The sequence below is a fragment of the Bacillota bacterium genome (genome assembly GCA_024655925.1).
GTDB lineage: Bacteria > Bacillota > DTU025 > DTU025 > JANLFS01 > JANLFS01.
Window position 1 is genome coordinate 3150 of the sequence record JANLFS010000025.1, and the last position, 21648, is coordinate 24797.

Sequence of the window (21648 nt, forward strand, 5' to 3'; positions counted from 1 at the left end):
CCTAACACCAGGTTCATGATTCTCTGGGGGAAGAACCCTGCGGTCACCAGCATCCACATGCTCCCCTTCATCCGGGAGGCAAGATCCAGGGGCGCTCGGGTGGTGTTGATCGATCCCGTCTCCACAGAGTCCAGGGTGTTCGCCGACGAGGTCGTCCAGCCTCGGCCGGGGACGGACGGTGCGCTCGCCCTTGCTATGGCCCAAGTCATTATCGCTGAAGGGCTTTGGAGCACGGAATTCGTGCGTTCATACGTGCACGGTTTCGAGGAATTCCAGAGGGTGGCCCAGGCCATGCCCCCGGAACGTGCCGCGGAGATCTGTGACCTCCCCGCGGCCAGGATACGAAGACTTGCGCGAGAGTACGCCTGCACTAGACCTGCCAGCATCTGGGTAGGGTTCGGGCTCCAAAGGCACGCAGGAGGAGGCGGAGCCGTGCGTGCCATTGATGCCCTTACTGCGATAACCGGGAACATAGGAGTCCCGGGCGGCGGCACGAACTACTCCCACAGGAACACCAAGAGGACGAGAGCCCTGAATGGGCGCGAGTTCGCCTCGGCGGAACGTGCGGTCGACCGCGCGAGCCTGGGGTCATCCCTGATGGGGCTGGAGGATCCCGGCATCGAGGTTGCCGTTGTGGCGAGATCCAACCCGCTCTGTCAGTCCCCGCATACCCGCGCGATCCGGGATGCCTTCGAGCGGATTTCGACTGTGATAGTGATTGACCAGTTTATGACAGACACTGCCAGGGAGGCAGACATCTTTCTCCCGTGCACCACCTTTCTCGAGGAAGAAGACGTGTACCTGTCGTACTGGCACAACTTCGTGGCCTTCGGGCCTCGGGTTGTGGAGCCTCTGGGAGAGTCCCGCTCAGACCTGTCGATCTTCACCGCCCTCGCCGCCCGGCTCGGGTTCGGTAGACACTTTGAGAGGTCCCCTAGGGAATGGCTGGAGTACGCCTTGGAGCCAATGGCACGCGGTGGCCTGACGCTGGAACGACTTGAGGCTGAAGGTGCCATCAGGGACCCGAACGCCCCCATGGTGCCGTGGTCAGACAGAGCGTTCCGCACTCCGTCAGGCCGTCTCGAACTACTCTCAGAGTCTGGGACATCAGGTGACGAAGACCCGTTGCCCAGTTACATCCCGCCTGCGGAGCCGTGTTCTTCGGAATATCCGCTGACACTCATTACGCCCCAACCCAGATGGCGGACTCATTCTCAGTTCGACCAGGTTGTCTCATGCAGAGACGATTCGGGCCCGCCGGGTCTCCGAATCCACCCCTCCACGGCTGCTGCCGGCGGGATCTGTGACGGTGACAGGGTCCGGTTGCGGTCACCAAGGGGAGAGGTGGACTTCGTAGCCAGGTTGGATCCGACGGTTCGCCCGGATGTCGTGGTGGCACCCAACGGGCGCCCGGGCACGAGGGGGGGAGGGGTCAACCTCCTCACAGGGGAGTACCTCACGGACATAGGAAGGCAGGCCGCATTCTATGACTGTGGGTGTGCCGTGGAGAAACTGCGGTAGGTTTTGGGAGACGGAGGCGATTGAGATGGAGGGCGCAGTCAAAGTAATCGTCAATCCAACTGCCGGGCACGGGAGAACAGGCAGGATGTGGCCGGACCTGAGAAGCGCGATGGAATCACGCGGCCTCAGCTTCTCGTTTGAGCTTACGAAAGCGCCCTGGCATGCGGCGGAAATGGCGCGGGAGGCCGCTTTGGCCGGGGCCGCCACGATCATAGTGGTAGGCGGGGACGGGACCGTCAACGAGGTGGTCAACGGCTTGTTCGATTCCGGTAAGCCGGTATCACCCGGGGTCACCATGGGGGTTGTCGCCACCGGGAGCGGGTGCGACCTCGTGCGCACCTTGGGGTTTCCCAGGGAGCCCGGTAAGGCCGTCGACGCGCTCGTCCGGGGGCGTGTGATCAGAGCCGACGTCGGCTTGGTCCGCTGCCGCGGGTTTGACGGGTCCACCGTGGAGCGGCATTTCTTGAACGTGGGTGACGTAGGCCTGGGAGGAGATACCGCGGCCGTGACCAACAGGATGGGCAAGGCCATGGGTGGGTTCATCTCCTTCCTCTTCGGAGCGGTTCTCAGCATCGCGCGGTACCGCAACAAGGAGGTGCGGCTGGTCCTTGATGGGGAAGAGATGCCCGAACGGCGTGTCGTCCTGGTTGCTGCTGCTAACGGCCGGTATCTCGCCAGCGGCATGAAGATCGCTCCGGACGCCCGGATCGACGACGGCTTGTTCGACGTGGTGATCGTCGGAGACTTGACCAGGTTAGGGCTTCTTCGGAACATACCGAAGATCTACCCAGGGACACACCTTCGGAATCCCAAGGTTCGCGTGGTAAGGGCACGCCGGCTCGAGGTTTTCGGGGGAACGGAGAGCCTCCTGGAACTCGACGGCGAAATACCCGGGTGTGCGCCGGCTACCTTTGAGATCGTCCCTGGCGCACTTCAGCTCATCGCGGCGGATCTATCGTAGCCCATCCCGGCATACGAGCCGCTTGAGCAGCGTATCCTATGGTGGTGCCCGAGATGGGCCTGGTCAGGAATGGGGGTGTACCGAGACTTGATCGTGGTGCCAGAGACGATCCTCAGGAGGCTGTATGTCCCCGGAAGCCTAGAGAACACTGACTCGGGTTTCCAGTTCAGGTTGAGGAATTCGCTGGCCAGAGGGACTCTCACTGCCGTCGGCTCGTTAGTGGTGGATGGGGCGGAGCAGAATCCGGATTCCGTTGCGATTCACGTCGGCGAGGAGAGGGTTGCGGCTTTGGAGGTGTCTCCGTCGTCTCCTGTTGCCTTGCCCGTCAACGTGCCTGTGACCGTCTCGGTGGTTTCAGTAAGGTTGTCTCCGGGGCATCACGAGATTCACCTTCCGGTGGTCCTCCGGGAAACCGGCCCCGTAGAGCTGGTTCTGAGGGACTCAGTCTGACAGACCGTTCCTGGTTTGTGATTGCCGTCACCAGCGATTGATGGTAGAATGTTAATGGTTGGCTCGATGAACCCCCGCCGAACCGCGGCCCGGGGTTCCTATTTGTGTGGCGATGAGGCCCAGAGCAAGATCCAGGCTGGGGGTGAGTTGCCTTATGGCAGTAACCGCCGTCCTCGGTGCCCAGTGGGGAGACGAGGGGAAGGGCAAGATTGTTGATTACCTCGCGCGTGATGCCGACATGGTCATCAGGTTCCAGGGTGGGGACAACGCCGGGCATACTGTGGTCAATGACAGAGGTGAGTTCCGGCTGCACCTCATACCATCCGGTATCTTCAACCCTGACACCGTGTGCGTGATAGGCACTGGGGTCGTGGTGAACCCCGTTTCTCTCGCTGGCGAGATGCGTGCGCTCTCCGAGGCGGGCGTGTCTTTGGACAAGCTTGTCATCTCAGACAGGGCCCACCTCGTCATGCCTTACCACATCGCTTTGGACCGGGCCGAAGAGCAGTTCAGAGGGGCAAAGATCGGTACTACTCTCCGGGGAATTGGCCCGGCCTACGCCGACAAGGCGGCCAGATGGGGATTGCAGGTATGCGATCTATACGACCGTGATCACTTCACCCAAAGGGTGAGGTCTCAGGTGGACCGTGCGAACCGGGTGCTCTCCGGAGTGTACGGGGCACCGGTCGTCTCGGCGGACAACATAATCGACGAGATCTGGGAGACCTGCCCGTTGATCCGTCCTCACGTGGCGGATGTGACATCCTACGTATGGAATGCCCTGGAGCGAGATGCCCGCATTCTTCTGGAAGGCCAGCTTGGAGCCATGAGGGATCTCGACTGGGGCGCTTACCCTTACGTCACTTCCTCAAACCCCATCGCAGGTGGAGGAGCGGTGGGGGCGGGGATACCTCCCTCGAGGATCACGAGAGTCGTGGGGGTCGTCAAGGCCTACTCGACTGCGGTGGGGGAAGGGCCGATGCCCACAGAACTCCATGATTCAGTCGGGCAGCGTCTGCGGGACGTGGGGCAGGAGTATGGGGTCACTACCGGAAGACCCAGAAGGTGTGGATGGTTCGACGCGGTGGCCGCCCGGTTCAGCGCGCGCCTTTCAGGCTTCACCAGGCTCGCTGTGACGAAACTAGATGTTCTGAGCAACTTTGAGTCTGTGAAGGTCTGTGTGGCCTATGACGTTGACACCTGGGAAGGCACGAAGAGGGTCACGACAGTTCCCGCCGGGTTCCTGATGGGGCGGGCCCGGCCGGTCTACGAGGACCTCCCTGGATGGGGAGGCGACATATCCGATGCGCGGTCAGAAGCGGATCTGCCCGAGGCGGCGAGATCCTACCTTCGTAGAATCGAACACCTCGTCGGAGTCAAGATCGGCGTTGTATCTGTCGGTCCCAGGAGGGATCAGACGTTTGAAACCGACTAACAGCAAGATGTGGAGGGACGTTCATGGACTCACCCCAGGAGCCAGAGAACCCCGTCGTCGTCAAGCTGGAGTGGTGTAAGGCATGCGGCATCTGCATAGCTGTGTGCCCCACAAAGGTCCTGGAGGCGGGGGCGGGGGGCAAGGCCGCTGTGGCCAGGCCGGACGAATGCATTAGGTGCGAGACCTGCGAGATCATGTGCCCGGACTTCGCGATCCGGGTCGTGGGGGCGAAGCAACGCAAAGCCAAGCCCGTAAAGGGGGATGTGCAAAATGTCGAATAAGTCCGACATAAGCGTCAGACTCCTGCAGGGCAACGAGAGTTGCGCTGAAGCCGCTCTGCTCGCTGGAGTCCGGTTCTTCGCCGGTTACCCCATTACCCCGTCGACTGAGATCGCCGAGATCCTCTCGGAGAGGCTTCCCCAGGAAGGGGGGAAGTTCATCCAGATGGAGGATGAGATCGGCAGCATGGCCGCGATCATAGGCGCCTCTCTCGCTGGACTGAAGTCGATGACCGCCACGTCCGGACCTGGATTCTCGCTCAAGCAGGAGAACATCGGCTTCGCCGCCTTCACGGAGGTCCCATGTGTCATAGTGGACGTCCAGCGAACCGGGCCCAGCACCGGGCTTCCCACATCCCCCGCACAGGGTGACCTGATGCAAGCGAGATGGGGAACGCACGGGGACCACCCTGCGGTCGCTCTCTACCCGTCTTCCGTATCTGAGGTGTTCGATTTGACAATACAGGCGGTCAACATTTCAGAGAGGCTCCGTACACCTGTGATCCTTCTCCTCGATGAGGTTGTTGCCCACATGCGGGAGAAGGTCGTCATACCCCCCGAGTCCGAGATTGAGATCCACCACCGGCCCAGGCCCACGGTTCCGCCTGAGGATTACCTACCCTATGCGGCTGAACCGGACGGGGTTCCTCCAATGGCGGATTTCGGAACGGGGTACAGGTACCATGTGACGGGCCTCTACCATGACGTAACGGGCTATCCAACTTCCTCACCCCAGGCGGTCGACTTCCTCATACGGAGACTCCACGCCAAAGTAGCCGCGGCGCAGAGCGAGATTACGTTCACCCGCGAGGAGTTTGTGGATGACGCCGATACGTGCGTGGTCGCATGCGGGGTCACCGCAAGGTCCGCGCGGCGGGCTGTGCAGCTCGCGCGTGAGAAGGGCCTGAGATGCGGGCTTCTTCAGCCCATGACCATCTGGCCTTTCCCCTCCGGGAAGGTTGCCGCGATTGCCTCGGCTGTCAAACGAGTAATAGTGCCTGAGATGAACATGGGCCAGCTTCTGGGCGAGGTCGAGCGGGCCGCCGGTAACCGGTGTGAAGTCGTGGGGTATTCAAAGGTGGATGGGGAGCCTATCACACCGGCCGAGATTCTGTCCAGGATAGAGGAGGTGTAGATGGTGACCGTGCCAGTCGAGGAGTACCTGAGGCCGGCGATGATGCCAACCATATGGTGTCCCGGATGCGGCCACGGCATCATCATGAACGCGGTGCTCCGGGCCATCGCGAGGCTTGAGATTCCCAAGGATGACATCTGCGTGGTGTCTGGAATAGGCTGTGCTTCGAGGGCGCCGGGTTACCTGGATTTCAACACTCTTCATACGACACATGGGCGTGCCCTCGCGTTCGCCACTGGCATCAAGGTCGCCAACCCGAAACTTCGCGTCATCGTGCTGACCGGGGACGGCGATGCGGCGGCGATCGGAGGCAACCACTTGATCCACGCGGCCAGGCGCAATCTCGGAATCACCACTGTTTGTTTCAATAACTCCATTTACGGGATGACATCGGGGCAGTACTCGCCCATGACCCCGAGCGGGAGGCTCGGCACCACTGCCCCATACGGGAACGTCGAACGCAACTTCGACCTGTGTGATCTCGTTCGGGCGTGCGGCGCGAACTACGTGGCCCGGGCTACCACCGCCCATCCCCGACAGCTATCCACATACGTGGAACACGCCCTGACCACGCCGGGATTCGCATTTGTCGAGGCGGTCACACAGTGCCCGACGTATTTCGGCCGGAAGAACAGACTGGGCGGGCCGGTGGAACTGATCGAGTGGTTCAAAAAGAACTCCATCACCGTAGCGGCAGCCGCGAAACTCGACCCGGCAGATCTGGCAGGGAAGATCATCATAGGCGAGTTCCACCGGGGTGACGCCCCGGACTACAGCGAGCTCTACGCCAAGGTGATCCAGCGGGCGAAGGAGGCGGCGGGGAAATGAGAAGGGAGATCAGGCTTTCGGGGTTCGGCGGACAGGGATTGATTCTCGCCGGCATCATCTTGGCTGAAGCAGGAATGCTGGATGGACATGAAGTGGTCCAGACACAGAGCTACGGTCCGGAGGCCAGAGGCGGTGCATCCAAAGCTGAGGTCGTAATGAGTGACGAACCTGTGGATTACCCCAAGGTCACCTCACCGGACGTACTCCTTCTGATGTCCGACGCAGCGTGCGCACGTTACGCGTGCACGGTTCAAAAAGGTGGCACAACGGTGGTGGACTCGGGGCTGGTGGGGTCCATGCCCGAGACCGGGGGACCGGTGTACGGGTTTCCTATCACAGAGATATCGAAGAATGCAACCGGCCGGACAATCATGGCCAACATAGTTGCGCTGGGTATCCTAAACGAGGTGGCGAAGCTCGTGTCCTGGGAGTCTCTGGAGCGCGCAGTGAAGAACCGCGTGCCTCGCGGAACGGCGGACGCGAATCTCGCGGCGCTTCGCGCGGGAATAGAAGCTGTCAGGACCTCCGTTTGAGGAGTTGACCTGATGCAGGGCAGTATGGAAGGTGTTGGCGATCAGACGGCGAATACCACGGGTGTAGGCTGAGTCCAATCAGTTTTCGGGGAGTGATGTACTCTTGGACAGTTCCATGTTCGCGGCGCGGATGCAGGGGCTGAGCGGGAATGTCATCAGAGAGATCCTCAAGCTCACCGAGAAACCGGACATCATCTCCTTCGCAGGTGGTCTTCCATCTCCTGAGTCTTTCCCCGTGGACCGGCTGCGGGAGCTCGCTGATGAGATCCTGAGAACGGCCGGGAAACAGGTTTTCCAGTACGCCACGAGCGAGGGGTACGGTCCTCTGAGAGCCTGGATAGCGGGGTCTCTCGAGGAAAGAGGGCTTTCGGTCAGCTCCGACGAGGTGCTCATCCTCTCCGGCTCCCAGCAGGGCATCGATCTGGCCGCGAAGGCGTTCATCAACCCCGGGGATTTCGTGTTGGTCGAGAGGCCGACTTACCTTGCGGCTCTGCACATCTTCAGGTGCTATGAGGCCCAATTCGGTCTCGTCGACTCGGATGAAGACGGCATGCGCCCGGACTCTCTCAAACGAGCTGTGGAGCTCTACAACCCCAAGCTGATCTACCTCGTTCCAACCTTCCAAAACCCCACCGGGACCACGCTTGTGCTCGAGAGGCGGCGGGAGGTCATGGAAATCGCCATGCGTTACGGGGTCGTGGTCCTCGAGGATGATCCCTATGCTGCGCTGAGGTACGACGGTGATCCTCTGCCTGCGGTGTCGAGTTTCGACACAAAGGGGACACACATCCTCTTGGGCAGTTTCTCGAAGGTCATATCCCCTGGCCTGAGGGTCGGTTACGCGGCGGCCCCGCCTGACATTCTGAGGAAGATGGTTATCGGCAAGCAGGCGTCCGACGTCCACACCAACAACCTGGCGCAGCGGATGGTGGCGGAGTTCTGCATGAGGGGGTACCTCGGTCCCCATGTGGATGCCACCCGACAAGCCTACAGGGTCAAGCGTGACACGATGCTTCGCGCCATCGAGAGATACTTCCCCCAAGGGGCGTCGTGGACGCGTCCACAGGGCGGCCTGTTCTTGTGGGCCACCCTGCCGGAGACCATCAACACTGGAGCCCTGCTCACACAGGCAACTGAGGAACGAGTCGCCTTCATCCCTGGTTCGCCTTTCTTCGCTGATGGATCGGGGCAGAATACGATGAGGCTGAATTTCTCAAACGCGAGCCTGGAGGCTATAGATGAGGGCATGCTGAGGCTCGGACGAGTGATCAAGCGGGCCATGAGCGTGTGACCCCGTTTCGTCCAGACGTCTGAGACGTATGGGGCCCGGGCGCCACACAGGCGGGGCGACCGGGCCCTTTTCCTTGTCCCGCCGGTTCGAGGCGGTGAGGAGGTGCCGGAGGATGGACCCGCTGTTCGACTTCGTGATCAGAAGGGTAGACATATCGGTGATCTCGAACCAAAGATGGTTTGGAGCGAAAGCGGAGGTGCCAAGAGGGTTCACTGTGTCGGACTACGCCGTGTTCCCTGCTGCGCGAGGCGAGGGGAGAATCGTCCTGGCGTGCCTTGAGTTCGAAGGCGCGGGCAGGTATTTCGTCCCGATCGAGCTGGCGGAGGCCGGCACGTGCGTGCATGGGCCGATCTATGCCACCGCCCGGGGCCCGTGGGGCGATGTCGTGGCAGCGGACGCGGCAGGGTCGCCTGGGTACGTGGAGGCCCTCGCCCAGCAGATGGAATCCGGGGGCAACGTTGCGGCGAAGTACGGGCGATTCGAGTTTCGCGGTATTGGAAGCCCTCCCAGGTGGCGGATTATGCAAGTCTCTGACACTCATACGAACTCACTCGTCGGAGCAAGCAGGGCAAGCGTGTTCAAGACGTTTCGGAGGATGGTGCCGGGGATCAACCCTGACGTCGAGATAGGGGCAGCGCTGGCGGAGCATACTTCGTTCCGGGAGACGTCCACCGTCGAAGGGGAAGCGTCGTACATTGACCCATCAGGGGCCAGGTTTTCTATAGCGGTGCGGCAGGCCTTCGTAGATCACCTCGGTGACCTGTGGGGCCTTCTGGCTCCCGAGCTCCATGAGGTGTTCGGCAAGGTGGCCAGGGGAGATCACGGGAACCCTCTGGCCCCGGGGCCTCCTTGGATGTGGGGGTGCGAGGAACGGTTCGTCCAGCTTGGGCAGGTCGTTGCGAGGCTCCACGCGGCACTTGCGTCCGTCCCGGCGAAAGGGTTCGGCAGCCACCCCGTCAGTGTGGCGCTCCTTCGCTCCTTCTTGTCGCGCATGGAGGAGAGGCTGGATGCGACGGTCAGAGCCATACGCTGTGCTGGTGGTGGCGCTCGATGCGAGCTGGAACGACAGTGCCGCTGGGTGCTGGAGAACGAAGGGATCATCCGCACCGTCATGGCCAGGATCACCTCAGCGCAAGGCTACCTCGGGCAAGTCATCCGCTGCCACGGGGATCTTCACCTCGGACAGGTGCTGGCCACCGCTTCAGGCTTCGCCATAGTCGATTTCGAGGGAGAGCCCCTGGCGTCTCTTGAGGAGCGGCGGATGCCCTCCAGTCCGCTTCGGGACGTGGCGGGGATGCTCCGATCCCTGAACTACGCGGCGGAGTCGGCGATACTATCGCTCGGGACTGACGAGCCGCGGATGGACGCGGCCCGCGCGGCGGCGTTTGGGTGGGAGGCCTCGGCGAGGCGGGCCTTTCTCACCGGGTACTTCGGTGGGTTAGAGCAGACAGGAAACGCGAGGCTTGTGCCTGCGGGTGCTGCTCGCGATCTGATTCTTCACCTGTTCGAACTGGAGAAGGCCCTGTATGAACTGAGGTACGAGATCAACAACAGGCCTGACTGGGTCATGATTCCCCTGCGCGGAGTGAAGACTAGCCTTGCGCGGGTTGGAGGAGGTGCGACGTGAAGGACAGGCCGCTTTCTGTCACGATCATGACCAACGAGTACCCTCCGAACATATACGGCGGCGCCGGGGTACACGTGGACTACCTGTCGTCTGCCCTCGCGAGGCTCATGCGTGTGGAGGTCAGGTGCTTCGGCGAGCGCGAGACGACCGAGGATCCCTTCCCGGTAAAGGGGTATCGGGCGTGGCCGGACTTGTCTCGCGGGTCTGACCCTAGGCTGAAGAAGGTGTTGGACCCCATGTCAGCCGATCTGGACATGGTGAAGGACCCAATCCACTCGGACATCGTGCACTGCCACACTTGGTACACATTCTTTGCGGGTTTCCTTGCGAAGACCTTATACGGGGTCAAGCTTGTGACGACAATCCATTCCCTCGAACCGTTGCGGCCGTGGAAAGAGGAGCAGCTGGGGAGAGGATACAGGCTTTCCGCATGGATGGAGAAAGTCGGGATCGAGAATTCCGACCTGGTAATCGCTGTGTCCGGAGGCATGAGAGAGGACATCCTGAGGCACTTCGCGATCCCCGCGGAGAAGGTGCGAGTCGTCCATAACGGCATAGACCTTTCACAGTACCGAAAGACCGAAGACAAGAGTGCCCTGGCCGATCTGGGAGTGAGGGAACCATACATACTCTTCGTGGGGAGGATATCCCGGCAGAAAGGCATAATGCATCTTCTGGATGCCGTTCCGCACCTTCGCTCTGGTGTCGGCGTAGTACTGTGCGCGGGGGCGCCAGACACCCCCGGAATCCGGGACGAGCTTGCTGCGCGAGTCCGTGACATGCAGAACGTGGTGTGGATCGATAGGATGCTTCCCAGGAATCAGGTAGTGCAACTCTACAGCCACGCCTCAGTGTTCGTCTGTCCATCAGTGTACGAACCCTTCGGCATCATAAACTTGGAGGCGATGGCGTGCGAGACACCGGTGGTGGCGACGAGGGTCGGGGGGATACCTGAGGTCGTAGTGGACGGGAGGACCGGACTCCTGGTGCCTCCGGCGGACCCACGGGCCCTGGCGGGCGCCATCAATCAAGTGCTCGGGTCCCCGGAACTCGCTCGCATGTTCGGGCGAGCCGGCCGTGCCCGGGTGGAAGAGACATTCTCATGGGACGCCATCGCAAGGCAGACAGTTGATCTGTACGTGGAGGCCGCGGAGGAGGGTGCATAGCGAAGGAATGCGGTCTCGAATCCTGCCTCGGGGATCAGGTCCAATGCCTGGCAGGGATCAAGCTGGGTCGCGGTGGTTCCCGGGGCCCGGTGTGGTGCGGGCAAGCCTGGTGAAGGTTTCCCTGACCACTTCTGCGTGGAGTGACACCACATCGATCATCTCCGCAGGACAGTCTGAGAGGATGTCGAGTAGGCGGCGAACCGCCTCGTCTCGCGGGCCGGCGCCCACAGAGAGAAGGTCGTTCAACTCCAGCCCGAGTGCGTTGGATATTGACACGAGGACTCTGACGGAAGGCTGTTTCTCGCCCCTCTCTATCTGCCCGATGTAGCTCGCGTTCACGCCGCACTGCTCCGAGAGTGCCTCCTGCGTCATCTCACGGCGTTTCCGGAGTTCCCTGATACGCTGGCCTATCATCAGGCTGTGGTCCTTCACGTCCCTCACCGTCCCAGCTAAATCCTATCCGGCGGGGCCGCATGATGGAAGCGACGCGGAGCACTATTGCCATTGATGAATAGTGCTCCGTGTGCTACCATGAGACTAGCCACAGCTTAGCTCAAATGGAATCAGATGGGACTGGATACCACCCGGGTTCTCACCTTCAAGGGTGATGGATGGGCGATGGACCGAACATGTGTTCCATGATACGATATGAGTGGAGCGAGGTGGTGGAATTGGTGCGCACGTCAGACAACGAGGAGGTACTGAACCGGTGCGCGGAAACCCTGAGAGCCGCTGCCGGGTGGATCGAAGAGGACTCCGGGGACGCCGCAGAAGGCCGAGGCTTACCGGGCCGGGAAACAGTTGTCCACACGCGTGTGGGGGTGAACCGGCTGGATATCGAAGGCGGCATACTGGAGGTCCTGCGGAGTCTCGATGTAATCCTCGAGGGGCGGGACGTGACTTTCGCCCAGTTTCGCCGGGCCCGCGACCTGGCAGAGGAGGCTTACTTCACGTTAGAGGCCATAGAGCGAAGGCTCTACTCACAGCGCAGGCGTGGGCTCGAAATGCAGCTCAAGGCTCTGGTGGGGCGGGAAGCATGGGACGTGTACCTGGAGATTGATGAGGCTGTGTCCAAAGAGATGTCGCGGAGGCTGGCCTCTCGTTTTCCGGGACACACCGCCGGAGCGGGTGGGACCCGGGGACCACATGGGTACCGGTGAAGTTCGCGTAACGACATACCTGATCGCGGAGTCTGATCCAGCTGTCCGGACAGTGCTTGCGGAGTATTTGAGAGGTTGGGATTCCCGCAACCACCCGTATGTGGTGGAATGCCTGCCACGGCAAGTGCCGGACCTGCTGGATCGTCTTCGCCCCAAGGCCGTCGCGATCGATATCACCTTTGCGGCTCGCTCTGAGCTTGAGGCTCTCGCCCGAATGTGTGAGCGGACAGGAGGGACTAGGCTTGTCCTGATGTGCTCTGAGGAGTCCAACGACGCCTCCCGGACGGATCTAGGAACCAACCTGGTCCTGCTCCAAAAGCCTTTCGGCCTTCGCGCTTTCAGGCAGGCTGTGGGCTTGGCTCACTCCGACACTTCGAGCAACTCGTAGACCACTCTCCCGCCGGGCGCGGTGACCTCAACCCTGGACCCGGGCGGCCGTCCGATCAGCGCGCGCGCGACTGGGGACTCACAGGAGAGCATCCCGGTCTTGGCTGAGGCCTCCTCCGGTGGCACGATTGAGTATTCCATGTCTAGCCCGAGCTCAACGTCACGTATCTTGACCGTCGAGCCTAGTCTGGGCAGGAGAGGCTCACCTGACGCTCGAGCTCGAAACATGTCCCTGATCAACCCCGACATGTGCTGTGCGTTCTCCAGCGCGGACGGGCCAGTGAAGATCACTCCCACCTCGCATCCGGTCTCCTGTTCGAACCTGAGGATTACGCGGGCGAGCGACCGGTGAGCTCCTAAGACCCTCTGTCTTTCGTTACCCTGCCGGATCAGCTCAGGCGCCACACACAGGTAGAGGCTCTTGGCCCCGTTCTCTCTCAGCGAGACCGAGAGAGCCCGCAAAAGCATGCGGTCGAGCTTCGCCCCGCGCTCCTGGTACAGCTGAACCATGGGCACTATGTGCCCATACCCGACCTCGCGGAGGGCGCGTGCCGCGTTCCCGATCGACTGCTCGTCTCCCCAGTCCACCACGAAACCGAGGGCAGCAGCGCCGGAATCTGGGTGGACGGTGTCCACCATCGCCCTTACCTGCCGAACAGACCTGAATGGAACTGTAACTAGTCTGCCACCGTACAGCCCGACAAGCTGCCGTATGTAGCCCATTTCCGACATGTCCGCATCGTCTGAACAGCTCGCAGGAATCTCGGAAGGTCGAACCCGGACCAGGACATCCACACCCAAGATGGCACACCTAGTCGAAACCCTGCCCGGCGATGCCTCTGTGCATGCGGCCACGAATTGCTGGCGGTATCCACCACGCCCGAAGACCAAGCCGGACGGAACCTCAAGGCACCCCAGGCCCATCTCATGGCAGGCAGAAACGTACCTCGTAAACCTGTCCGCGGTGGTCTGAGACGTCGCCACGCTCCCCCGAATGGAGGGCCGCCCAGAGAACCCGATCTTCACTCTTCATCGCCTCCGATCCCCGCTCTATCTTGTCCTGGGGCGCATGGGAATACACCATCGTCAGGCAAAACACCACGGCCTCGTTGATTTCCCACTGGAATGCAAGTCATTCGTGGTTTACGCGGAGGAAAACGGAGTCCGACATCGAAAGAAAGATGGATAGGGGTTCTGGGTCAGGGGTGTGCTCCGCGTGCATAGACGAGAGTTCACGGTGGTGCAGTGGTTCGTCGCGCTCATGCTTGTGGCATTTGCATGTGTGCCCAAAGCTGCAGATGCCTCGAACACGTGGCGCCTCGAGGTCATCAAGGGGGGAACCGTGCTTGAGGTCCAGGGCGGCGCGGCGGACGTCGCCGGGGAGCCTTACGTCGCCCTCCGCGTGCTCACCGATTACTTCGGTGCCTCCATCGGCTGGCTGGGTGACCTCAAAGAGGCAACTGTCGAGATCGGGCCGACGAAGGCCGTCTTTCGCGTGGGCGAGGCGAGGGCTGTCGTCAACCGATCGGACTTGGACTTGTCTCTGCCGCCAGTGATGGTGGGGGGGCGAGTCATGGTGGCCGCGCACGACCTGACCGTGCTTGACCTTTCGGTCTCAGTTGAACCGGCAACCAGACTCGTGCGCGTGGGTCCTAACAAGGTAAAGGTTCTTGGGCTCTCGTGGTCTTTCGATGATGGCCGCGGAGCGCTTGCGATACAGGCCGACTCGAACTTCGAGTACAACAGTTTCGTTCTGTCCTCTCCAGACCGGCTAGTCATCGACGTGTTGGAGTCGGAGCCCGGTCCCGGCCTCAAGAACCTCGAGGTCGGAGACGACATCGTGCGCCGTATCAGGGCTGCCGTGAATAGGCCCGGGGTCGTCAGGGTGGTGCTGGACCTCACCAAGTCCACTGGGTTCACCCTGTCCTACGAACCAGGTAGGCCGGCGCGGCTGCTGGTGCGTTTCAACACTCGGATATCGGCGATCGGTGTCGAGGAATCTCCCGCGGCAGGGAGAGTCGTGGTGCAGGCCAGCGGGCGCTTTGTCTTCAGGCAACCGCGCGAGGGCGCGGACGGCACATACTACATCGATATACCAGACGCCACGCTGATGGCCGAATGCGTCGATCTCCCGGCGGGCCGGCACGGTGTCGAATGGTTGAGAGCGGGGCAATTTGACCCATCCACGGTCAGGGTGGTTATGAAGCTCAGGGATGGCCTGGTGCCTCACCCGAGGTTCTCGCTCTCGGATCAAACCAGGCTCATGGTGGACCTTTCCTACGTGCTGTCGGACGTCCGCGTCCGTTCCGAGCGGGGCCGCACCCTGGTGGAGTTCGAGACGTCCGGTCCGGTGGATTTCCGAGTCTTCCGGCTCATAAAACCCGACCGTATCGTCATCGATATGCCGGGCGCGGCGCCGGGCGCAGTCCGGGTACTGGACGTGGGCTCGAGGTCTGTCCAAAGAATACGCGCTGCCCAGTTCACCATGGAAGTCGGCCGTGCTGTTGTGGACCTGTCGCATTATTGGCGTCATTCCTTCGATATCTCGAGCGACAGGCGGACCCTGAGGCTTCAAGTGGATGAGTCGCCTCTCTACCAGCGGTCTATAATGCTGGATCCGGGGCACGGGGGCACCGATCCGGGTGCGGTTCGAAACGGGCTTCTCGAAAAGGATATCAACCTTGACATCGCTTTGAGACTCCGAGATCTCCTGAGCGCATCCGGAGCACATGTTTCCATGACCCGTGAGGACGATTCTACTGTGGAGCTCGCGGATCGGGCGAAACTCGCAAACGGACTTATGCCGGACGTTTTCCTGTCCATCCACTGCAATGCGGTGTGGAATGTCTTCCCCTGCGGGACGGAGACATACTACTACAACATGGTCCCATACAGCCAGGAACTAGCTGTGCTCGTCCACAACTCACTCCTGAGAGAGATCGAGTTGATGGACCGGAAGGTTCAACGGAAGAACTTCCTGGTAGTCCGCGAGACCGAGGTGCCGTCTGCGTTGGTGGAAGTGGCTTTCATTTCGAACGATGTGGAAGCTACGAAACTCAGGGACCCTGCTTTCAGGCAGAAAGCGGCAGTCGGCTTGCACAACGGGCTCCTGCTGTACTTCGGGGGCGAGATGTTCGAACGGTGGGAAAATCGTGCGCAGGGGCCCGGTGCGCCGGTACAGGCATCACCTCTGCCAGCTCAGGCGCCTCCAACGCCGCTGCCTGAGATTCCGCCTCTGCCGGCCCCGGCGCCTGTTCTCGAACCGCTGCCAGACCCCGAACCCGGGCCGGATATGCCTTCTGCTGCAGAAAGAGGGCCCGCCGATGCGGGTTCGCCACCTGCCCAGCCTGAGTCGGAGCCATCGCCTTCTGAGCCGCCTCCGCCCTCTCCGGAAGCACAGCTGGTATCTGAGGGTCCCATGCCCGGCGATGCTGTGCCCGGCGATGCCATACCCGGAGACACTCTCCAGGCTCAACCAGAGCCCGAAAACCCGCCCGTGGCAGATGCGAAAGGCATATAATAGACGCATGGATGCAAAGAGCATAGGAGTGTACGATTCGGGAGTCGGCGGGCTGACCGTCGTCAAGGCCATCATGTCCGCCGCTCCGGGTTGGCCCATTGTCTACTGCGCGGACACCGCGCGGGTACCTTACGGCGAGAAGCCTCGTGAGCACATAATCCGATTTGCCCGGGAGATCATATCCTTTCTCGCCGCGCAGGGAGCGGCGGTCGTGGCGTGCGCATGCAACACATCCTCCGCATTGGCCCTTCCGGTGGTGGGTGCGGAGTACGGCTTCCCCGTGGTGGGGATGATCGAACCGGGGGCGCGGGCAGCGGTCCGCGCCACGCGAAACGGCCGGATAGGTGTGATAGCGACCACGAATACCGCGCGAAGCCGAGCATACGCGGCGGCGATAGGCCGCATCGATCCGCTGGTCCAGGTCTTTGAACAGGCATGCCCCCTCCTTGTACCCATGATCGAACAAGGAGAAGTGTCCGGAGGGTATGTGAGGGAAGTGCTCTCGGGCTATCTCGCCCCACTCGTGAGGGCCGGGGTGGACACGGTTGTGTACGGGTGCACCCACTACCCGTACCTCGAGGACGAGGTCCGCGCTGTCGTGGGACCCCATGTGTCGCTTGTGGACCCTGCCGTGAGTGTGGCTGCAACAGTCCGCGCCGCGCTTGACTGCTGCACGGGCAGGGCCGGTGTCCGTTCTCGCACAGAGGCCGTCTCGTACCGGTTCTTCACGAGCGGGGATCCGGAGGAGTTCAGGCGGATTGCCCGGGTTCTTCTGGGATGGGAGCTAGAAGCAGTCGACCATGTGACGTTCAGTGCGCCCCGTCCCTGTTGGGGCGTTCAGAAGGGGGACAAATGGGATGCGGCTTACGATACTCGGGAGTAATGGCCCTTACGCGGGGCCTGGAGGAGCATGCTCCGGATACCTGCTCCAGGGCACGGACGCGACGGTTCTGGTGGACTGCGGCCCCGGGATCATGGCTTCACTTCAGCGTCACGTGAATTTCCGGCGTCTGGATGCCGTCATCATCAGCCATTATCACCCCGACCATTACTCGGACCTTCTCACAGCCCGGTATGCCTACCGGCACGCCCGGTCGCAGGGCAGCCTCTGGGGACGAGTGAAGCTGGTACTCCCGGGCCCGGGTTTGGAGTCGTTTCTGGCGGACGCAGTAGGTGATTCCTATCTCGACCTCTTCGATGTGGTTCCAATAGAGGACGGCTCCGAGTTCAGCGTGGGGGGAATGGATTTCGAGTTCCGCAGGATGGAGCATGTGGTTCCCGCGTTCGGCGCGACGGTGCGCGAATCAGGGCGGGAGCCGGGCCGGGCGGGTCTGGGGTACACGGCTGACACTGGGCTTTGCGACGCGTTGTGGGACATAGCGAGGGACTCATCGACCCTTCTCGCCGAGGCATTCATGCAGGAGAGCGACCAGAGCGGCAGGGCGGTTGGGCACCTATCCGCTCGCGACGCGGGGATGGTCGCTGCGAAGGCGGGGGTAGCGAGGTTGATTCTTACCCACCTGCACCCGGAGAACCCACTAGAAGTCTCACTTGCCGAGGCGCGCGCAGTCTTTGCCGGGGACATTCAGGTAGCGAGGATCGGGGCAACCTACGATCTATAGAGGGAGGGCTAGCACGTGAGATCAGACGGCAGGGGGACAGGAGAATTGAGGCCCGTCCACATAACCCGGCACTACATAAAGCACGCGCCCGGATCCGTCCTTGTTGAGATGGGCGACACAAAGGTCCTATGCACCGCCACCTACGACGACAGACCTCCGCTGCATGTCAAGGGGACAGGCCGGGGTTGGGTGACCGCAGAATACGCTATGCTGCCGCGGTCGACCCCGGAGCGAACACCAAGGGAGCGAGGGGCGGGCAGAATCGCTGGCAGGACCCAGGAGATCCAGAGGCTGATAGGCCGGGCGTTGCGGTCCGTCGTGTCCGCAGCGGATCTCGGGGAGTGCACGATCTGGATCGACTGCGATGTCATTCAGGCCGACGGGGGCACGAGGACCGCCTCGATCACCGGGGCTTTCGTGGCGCTCGCGGACTTGCTGGATTCGATGCCCGACTGGGAAGGGAAACCCCTGCCAGTCACTGACTTTCTCGCCGCGGTCAGCGTGGGCGTTGTGAACGAAGAGATGCTGTTGGACCTCTGTTACTCGGAGGACTCCGGGGCCCAGGTGGACATGAACATCGTCATGACCGGCTCGGGAGGTCTGGTTGAGGTTCAGGGCACGGCGGAGGGGCGTCCGTTCAGCCGTGAGGAGCTCGACGCGCTACTCGATCTCGGCCGGTCAGGTATAGAGAGACTGTGCGAGGCACAGCGTGCAGCCCTGGGCGCGGTCTCGGAGAGAATCCAGCGAGGCGGGCGCCGGGAGTGAAAGCGCTTGTAGTCGCCACCAGGAACAGGGGAAAAACCGCCGAAATCGGGGCGATCCTCCGGGCTCAAGGGATTGAGGCTGACTTGCGCGCGCTTTGGGACTACCCGGGTGCGCCGGAAATCTCAGAGGATGGCGGTACCTTCGTTGCCAACGCGGTGAAGAAGGCAAGGGCGGCCGCGATGTTTACCGGAGAAGTGGCCGTAGCGGATGACTCCGGCCTCGTGGTGGACGCACTCGGAGGCCAGCCTGGTGTGATGTCTGCCCGGTTCGGCGGGCCTGGGCTTACGGACAGAGAGAGGTATGAAAGACTCCTCGCGCTGATGCGGGACGTGCCGGGCCCGGCGCGAACGGCGAGGTTCATATGTGCGGTTGCGGTTGCGACTCCTGAGGGGCTTATTGGAGTAGCGGAAGGTTCGTGCGAGGGAACAATCGCGTGGGAACCCGCGGGGGAGGGTGGGTTCGGATACGACCCCGTGTTCATCTTTGCCGGATCTGGAAAGACCTTCGGCCAGCTCGATGAGGCCACCAAGAACCGGGTGAGTCACAGGGCCAGGGCTTTTGAGAAGGCGATACCGTTGATCCGTGAGGGATTGGGGCTCTGAGAAGGGCGGACAAGGATGTCCGAGGCGATGTCTCGCGGCCGGACCTTCGCGGTAATTGACTGCGGTTGGGGCATGTGCTAAACTCAAAGCTGTTCCGGGGCGTAGCTCAGTTTGGTAGAGCGCATGGTTTGGGACCATGATGTCGCAGGTTCAAATCCTGTCGCCCCGACCATGTTGACGACAACCAGGAATACCGCTAAAGGCGATGAAAGAGACTAGTAGCACGGAACTCCCCGTTCAGGGAGGGTGCGCCCAGACTGTGAGCGCCCCCGGGCGAGGGCGCCGCGAATTCACTCTTGAGCCGCAGGCTGAGAGGGGCTGGGTTCCCGCGTAGGCCGGAGCCGGGGGTTTCCCGTTACAGAGACAGGGCATGTTGTGTGCCTGGAAGAGTGGCCGTTTGGCCGATTTGGGTGGTACCACGGAGTCCACAACCTTCGTCCCATGGAAGGTTGTGGACCTCTTGTTTCACCGGGAGGTCCTCACAGTTGGCGAAGAAGATGAGGCTCGACCGGCTCATGCTCGAACGGGGGTTCTCAAAGGACGAGAAGACCGTCCGGGCATGGATCATGGAAGGCCGGGTGCTGGTGGGGGACGTGAGGGAAGACAAACCTGGGACTCTCGTCGCGGCAGACGCCCCGATCAGGCTTCGCGGGGTGGACATCCCGTACGCAGGCCGCGGCGGCCTCAAGCTCGCTGCTGCCATCGACCGCTTTCAAGTCGATGTCCTGGGCAGGGTTGCCATTGATGTGGGGGCGAGCACCGGTGGGTTCACGGACTGCCTGCTTTCCCGAGGCGCATCCCGGGTGTACGCGGTGGACGTGGGGTTCGGCCAGCTGGTAGGGAGGCTGAGACAGGACCCGCGTGTGGTGAACATGGAGAGGACAAACATAGGGGATGTGACACCCGATGTGCTCGTGCCCAGGCCGGACCTGGGGGTCATCGACCTATCATATCTTTCACTCAGTATTGCGGTACCCACTGTGGCCGGCCTACTGGCTCCGGCACAGCTGGACGGACCGGGGTCGGAGATAGTGGCCCTCGTGAAACCTCTGTTCGAAGTGAAGGCGAAGGGGCCGGATCTGGAGGAGACCGATTACCGGGCTGCAGTGCGCCAAGCGGCAGAAGCGGGGCGGGGGTCTGGCTATTCTCTCGCGGGAGTGATGGCCTCGCCTGTGCTAGGCTCCGGGGGCACACTCGAGTTCTTTGTCCACCTGGGGACGAGACAGGGGATCACAGATCCGGACCGGGAGATTGACAGGGCGATCCAGGAGGGCCTGACCATTCTGGCCAGGGGGATGCAACGGGACGCCCAGGAAGATGGGAGGACAGGGGATGAAAGATCAGGTGTCTGATGTCATGCGTGCGGCCATGGAAGCCGTGAAAGCCGCCCGCTCCACGAAGGACCTGGAGGAGGTGAGGGTGAGATTTCTGGGGCGCAAAGGTGAACTCACTTCCTTGCTCCGGATGATGGGCCAATTGCCGGTCGAGAGCCGTCGGGAGTTCGGAGCCATGGTCAACTCCGGACGCGACCAGCTGGAGAAGGCCCTAACCGAGAGGGCCGAGGTCTTGGCGACAGAAGAGAAAGCCACGCGTCTGCAGGCGGAGGCCATTGACGTCACCATGCCCGGCCGAAGACCCTCGCTCGGCGCGATACACCCTCTGACCCGGGGGATCCGGGAGATCACGGAGATATTCGTGAGGATGGGATTCCAGGTGGTGGAGGGGCCTGAGGTGGAGACTGACTTCTACAATTTCGAGGCCTTGAACACCCCGAGGTACCACCCGGCCAGAGACGTGCAGGACACATTCTACATCACTGAGTCCATCCTGCTGCGCACTCATACCTCACCCATGCAGGTCAGGGAGATGGAATCCCACAATCCGCCGGTTCGAGTGGTGGTCCCGGGCAAGGTCTACCGCCGGGACCAGATCGACCCGCGGCACTCTCCCGTCTTTCACCAGGTGGAGGGGCTTCTGGTAGATCGGGGTATCACTTTCGCTGATCTAAAAGGGACTCTGACCCAGTTTGCCCAGGAGTTCTACGGCCGGGACCGGCGTGTCAGGTTCAGGCCTCACTACTTCCCGTTCACTGAGCCTTCGGCGGAGATGGACGTGTCGTGTGCCATCTGTCAGGGTTCGGGCTGCAGGACATGCAAAGGCGAGGGATGGATCGAGATCCTGGGCTCGGGGATGGTCCACCCGAACGTTCTTCGAGCTGTCGGTTATGATCCATCGGAACTGTCGGGGTTCGCTTTTGGGATGGGAGTGGAGCGTATCGTCATGTTGAAGCATGGCATCGACGACATGCGGCTCTTCTACGAGAACGACCTCAGGTTCCTGTCACAGTTCCGGTAAATATCGGGGGGT

The 21648-nt window shown here is 61.8% G+C and carries 22 protein-coding genes and 1 tRNA gene; 21 read left to right on the plus strand and 2 right to left on the minus strand.

Annotated features, from left to right (window positions below; genetic code table 11):
- The 11 genes from NUW23_05500 to glgA form a co-directional block, all read left to right on the plus strand.
- On the plus strand, positions 1–1521 hold a 1521-nt coding region (locus tag NUW23_05500), incomplete at its 5' end, for a molybdopterin-dependent oxidoreductase (protein ID MCR4425633.1).
- Between the two features lie 25 nt (positions 1522–1546).
- Positions 1547–2482, plus strand: a complete 936-nt coding sequence (locus tag NUW23_05505) for a diacylglycerol kinase family lipid kinase (protein ID MCR4425634.1) — start codon at positions 1547–1549, stop codon at positions 2480–2482.
- Positions 2483–2569: 87 nt separating this feature from the next.
- The gene (locus NUW23_05510; GenBank protein ID MCR4425635.1) at positions 2570–2932 is read left to right on the plus strand and encodes a hypothetical protein; all 363 of its coding nucleotides are present in this window, start codon (positions 2570–2572) and stop codon (positions 2930–2932) included.
- 154 nt (positions 2933–3086) lie between these two features.
- Positions 3087–4367: an adenylosuccinate synthase gene (locus tag NUW23_05515; GenBank protein MCR4425636.1), complete on the plus strand. Its 1281-nt coding sequence runs from the start codon at positions 3087–3089 to the stop codon at positions 4365–4367.
- 23 nt (positions 4368–4390) lie between these two features.
- Positions 4391–4648 (plus strand): 4Fe-4S binding protein, encoded by a 258-nt coding sequence (locus tag NUW23_05520; GenBank protein ID MCR4425637.1) that lies wholly within the window; start codon positions 4391–4393, stop codon positions 4646–4648.
- Entirely contained in the window at positions 4638–5780 is a 1143-nt protein-coding gene (locus NUW23_05525) for a 2-oxoacid:acceptor oxidoreductase subunit alpha (GenBank protein MCR4425638.1), read from the plus strand. The genes NUW23_05520 and NUW23_05525 overlap by 11 nt, the downstream gene beginning before the upstream one ends.
- Positions 5781–6608 (plus strand): 2-oxoacid:ferredoxin oxidoreductase subunit beta, encoded by an 828-nt coding sequence (locus tag NUW23_05530; GenBank protein ID MCR4425639.1) that lies wholly within the window; start codon positions 5781–5783, stop codon positions 6606–6608.
- Entirely contained in the window at positions 6605–7141 is a 537-nt protein-coding gene (locus tag NUW23_05535; GenBank protein MCR4425640.1) for a 2-oxoacid:acceptor oxidoreductase family protein, read from the plus strand. The genes NUW23_05530 and NUW23_05535 overlap by 4 nt, the downstream gene beginning before the upstream one ends.
- 103 nt (positions 7142–7244) lie before the next feature.
- Positions 7245–8432, plus strand: coding sequence for a PLP-dependent aminotransferase family protein (locus NUW23_05540; protein ID MCR4425641.1), 1188 nt, complete (start codon positions 7245–7247; stop codon positions 8430–8432).
- Positions 8433–8544: 112 nt separating this feature from the next.
- Positions 8545–10059, plus strand: coding sequence for a hypothetical protein (locus NUW23_05545; protein MCR4425642.1), 1515 nt, complete (start codon positions 8545–8547; stop codon positions 10057–10059).
- 26 nt (positions 10060–10085) lie between these two features.
- Positions 10086–11225, plus strand: coding sequence for a glycogen synthase (gene glgA, locus NUW23_05550; GenBank protein ID MCR4425643.1), 1140 nt, complete (start codon positions 10086–10088; stop codon positions 11223–11225).
- A gap of 57 nt (positions 11226–11282) precedes the next feature.
- Here glgA and NUW23_05555 read toward each other — a convergent pair whose 3' ends face one another.
- Positions 11283–11666, minus strand: a complete 384-nt coding sequence (locus NUW23_05555) for a helix-turn-helix domain-containing protein (protein MCR4425644.1) — start codon at positions 11664–11666, stop codon at positions 11283–11285.
- Between the two features lie 233 nt (positions 11667–11899).
- Here NUW23_05555 and NUW23_05560 point away from each other — a divergent pair, with 233 nt between their 5' ends.
- Positions 11900–12385 (plus strand): hypothetical protein, encoded by a 486-nt coding sequence (locus tag NUW23_05560; protein ID MCR4425645.1) that lies wholly within the window; start codon positions 11900–11902, stop codon positions 12383–12385.
- Positions 12372–12773, plus strand: coding sequence for a hypothetical protein (locus NUW23_05565; GenBank protein ID MCR4425646.1), 402 nt, complete (start codon positions 12372–12374; stop codon positions 12771–12773). The genes NUW23_05560 and NUW23_05565 overlap by 14 nt, the downstream gene beginning before the upstream one ends.
- On the opposite strand, the gene NUW23_05570 is transcribed toward NUW23_05565, so the two are convergent.
- Positions 12746–13798, minus strand: a complete 1053-nt coding sequence (locus tag NUW23_05570) for a GreA/GreB family elongation factor (protein ID MCR4425647.1) — start codon at positions 13796–13798, stop codon at positions 12746–12748. The two genes, NUW23_05565 and NUW23_05570, sit on opposite strands and share 28 nt — an antisense overlap.
- 190 nt (positions 13799–13988) lie before the next feature.
- Between NUW23_05570 and NUW23_05575 the strand changes: the two genes are divergently transcribed.
- From NUW23_05575 to pheS, 8 genes are all read left to right on the plus strand, one after another.
- Entirely contained in the window at positions 13989–16292 is a 2304-nt protein-coding gene (locus NUW23_05575) for an N-acetylmuramoyl-L-alanine amidase (GenBank protein ID MCR4425648.1), read from the plus strand.
- Positions 16293–16299: 7 nt separating this feature from the next.
- Positions 16300–17175, plus strand: coding sequence for a glutamate racemase (murI, locus tag NUW23_05580; GenBank protein MCR4425649.1), 876 nt, complete (start codon positions 16300–16302; stop codon positions 17173–17175).
- On the plus strand, positions 17150–17914 hold the full coding sequence (locus tag NUW23_05585; GenBank protein ID MCR4425650.1) for an MBL fold metallo-hydrolase: 765 nt from the start codon (positions 17150–17152) through the stop codon (positions 17912–17914). Before murI ends, NUW23_05585 begins: the two co-directional genes overlap by 26 nt.
- Positions 17915–17929: 15 nt before the next feature.
- Positions 17930–18679 (plus strand): ribonuclease PH, encoded by a 750-nt coding sequence (rph, locus tag NUW23_05590; GenBank protein ID MCR4425651.1) that lies wholly within the window; start codon positions 17930–17932, stop codon positions 18677–18679.
- Positions 18676–19281, plus strand: a complete 606-nt coding sequence (gene rdgB / locus NUW23_05595; protein ID MCR4425652.1) for an RdgB/HAM1 family non-canonical purine NTP pyrophosphatase — start codon at positions 18676–18678, stop codon at positions 19279–19281. Before rph ends, rdgB begins: the two co-directional genes overlap by 4 nt.
- 95 nt (positions 19282–19376) lie before the next feature.
- Positions 19377–19453 (plus strand) — tRNA-Pro (locus NUW23_05600).
- Between the two features lie 313 nt (positions 19454–19766).
- Entirely contained in the window at positions 19767–20633 is an 867-nt protein-coding gene (locus tag NUW23_05605; GenBank protein ID MCR4425653.1) for a TlyA family RNA methyltransferase, read from the plus strand.
- Positions 20614–21636, plus strand: coding sequence for a phenylalanine--tRNA ligase subunit alpha (pheS, locus tag NUW23_05610; GenBank protein MCR4425654.1), 1023 nt, complete (start codon positions 20614–20616; stop codon positions 21634–21636). Before NUW23_05605 ends, pheS begins: the two co-directional genes overlap by 20 nt.
- The last annotated feature ends 12 nt before the right edge of the window (positions 21637–21648 follow it).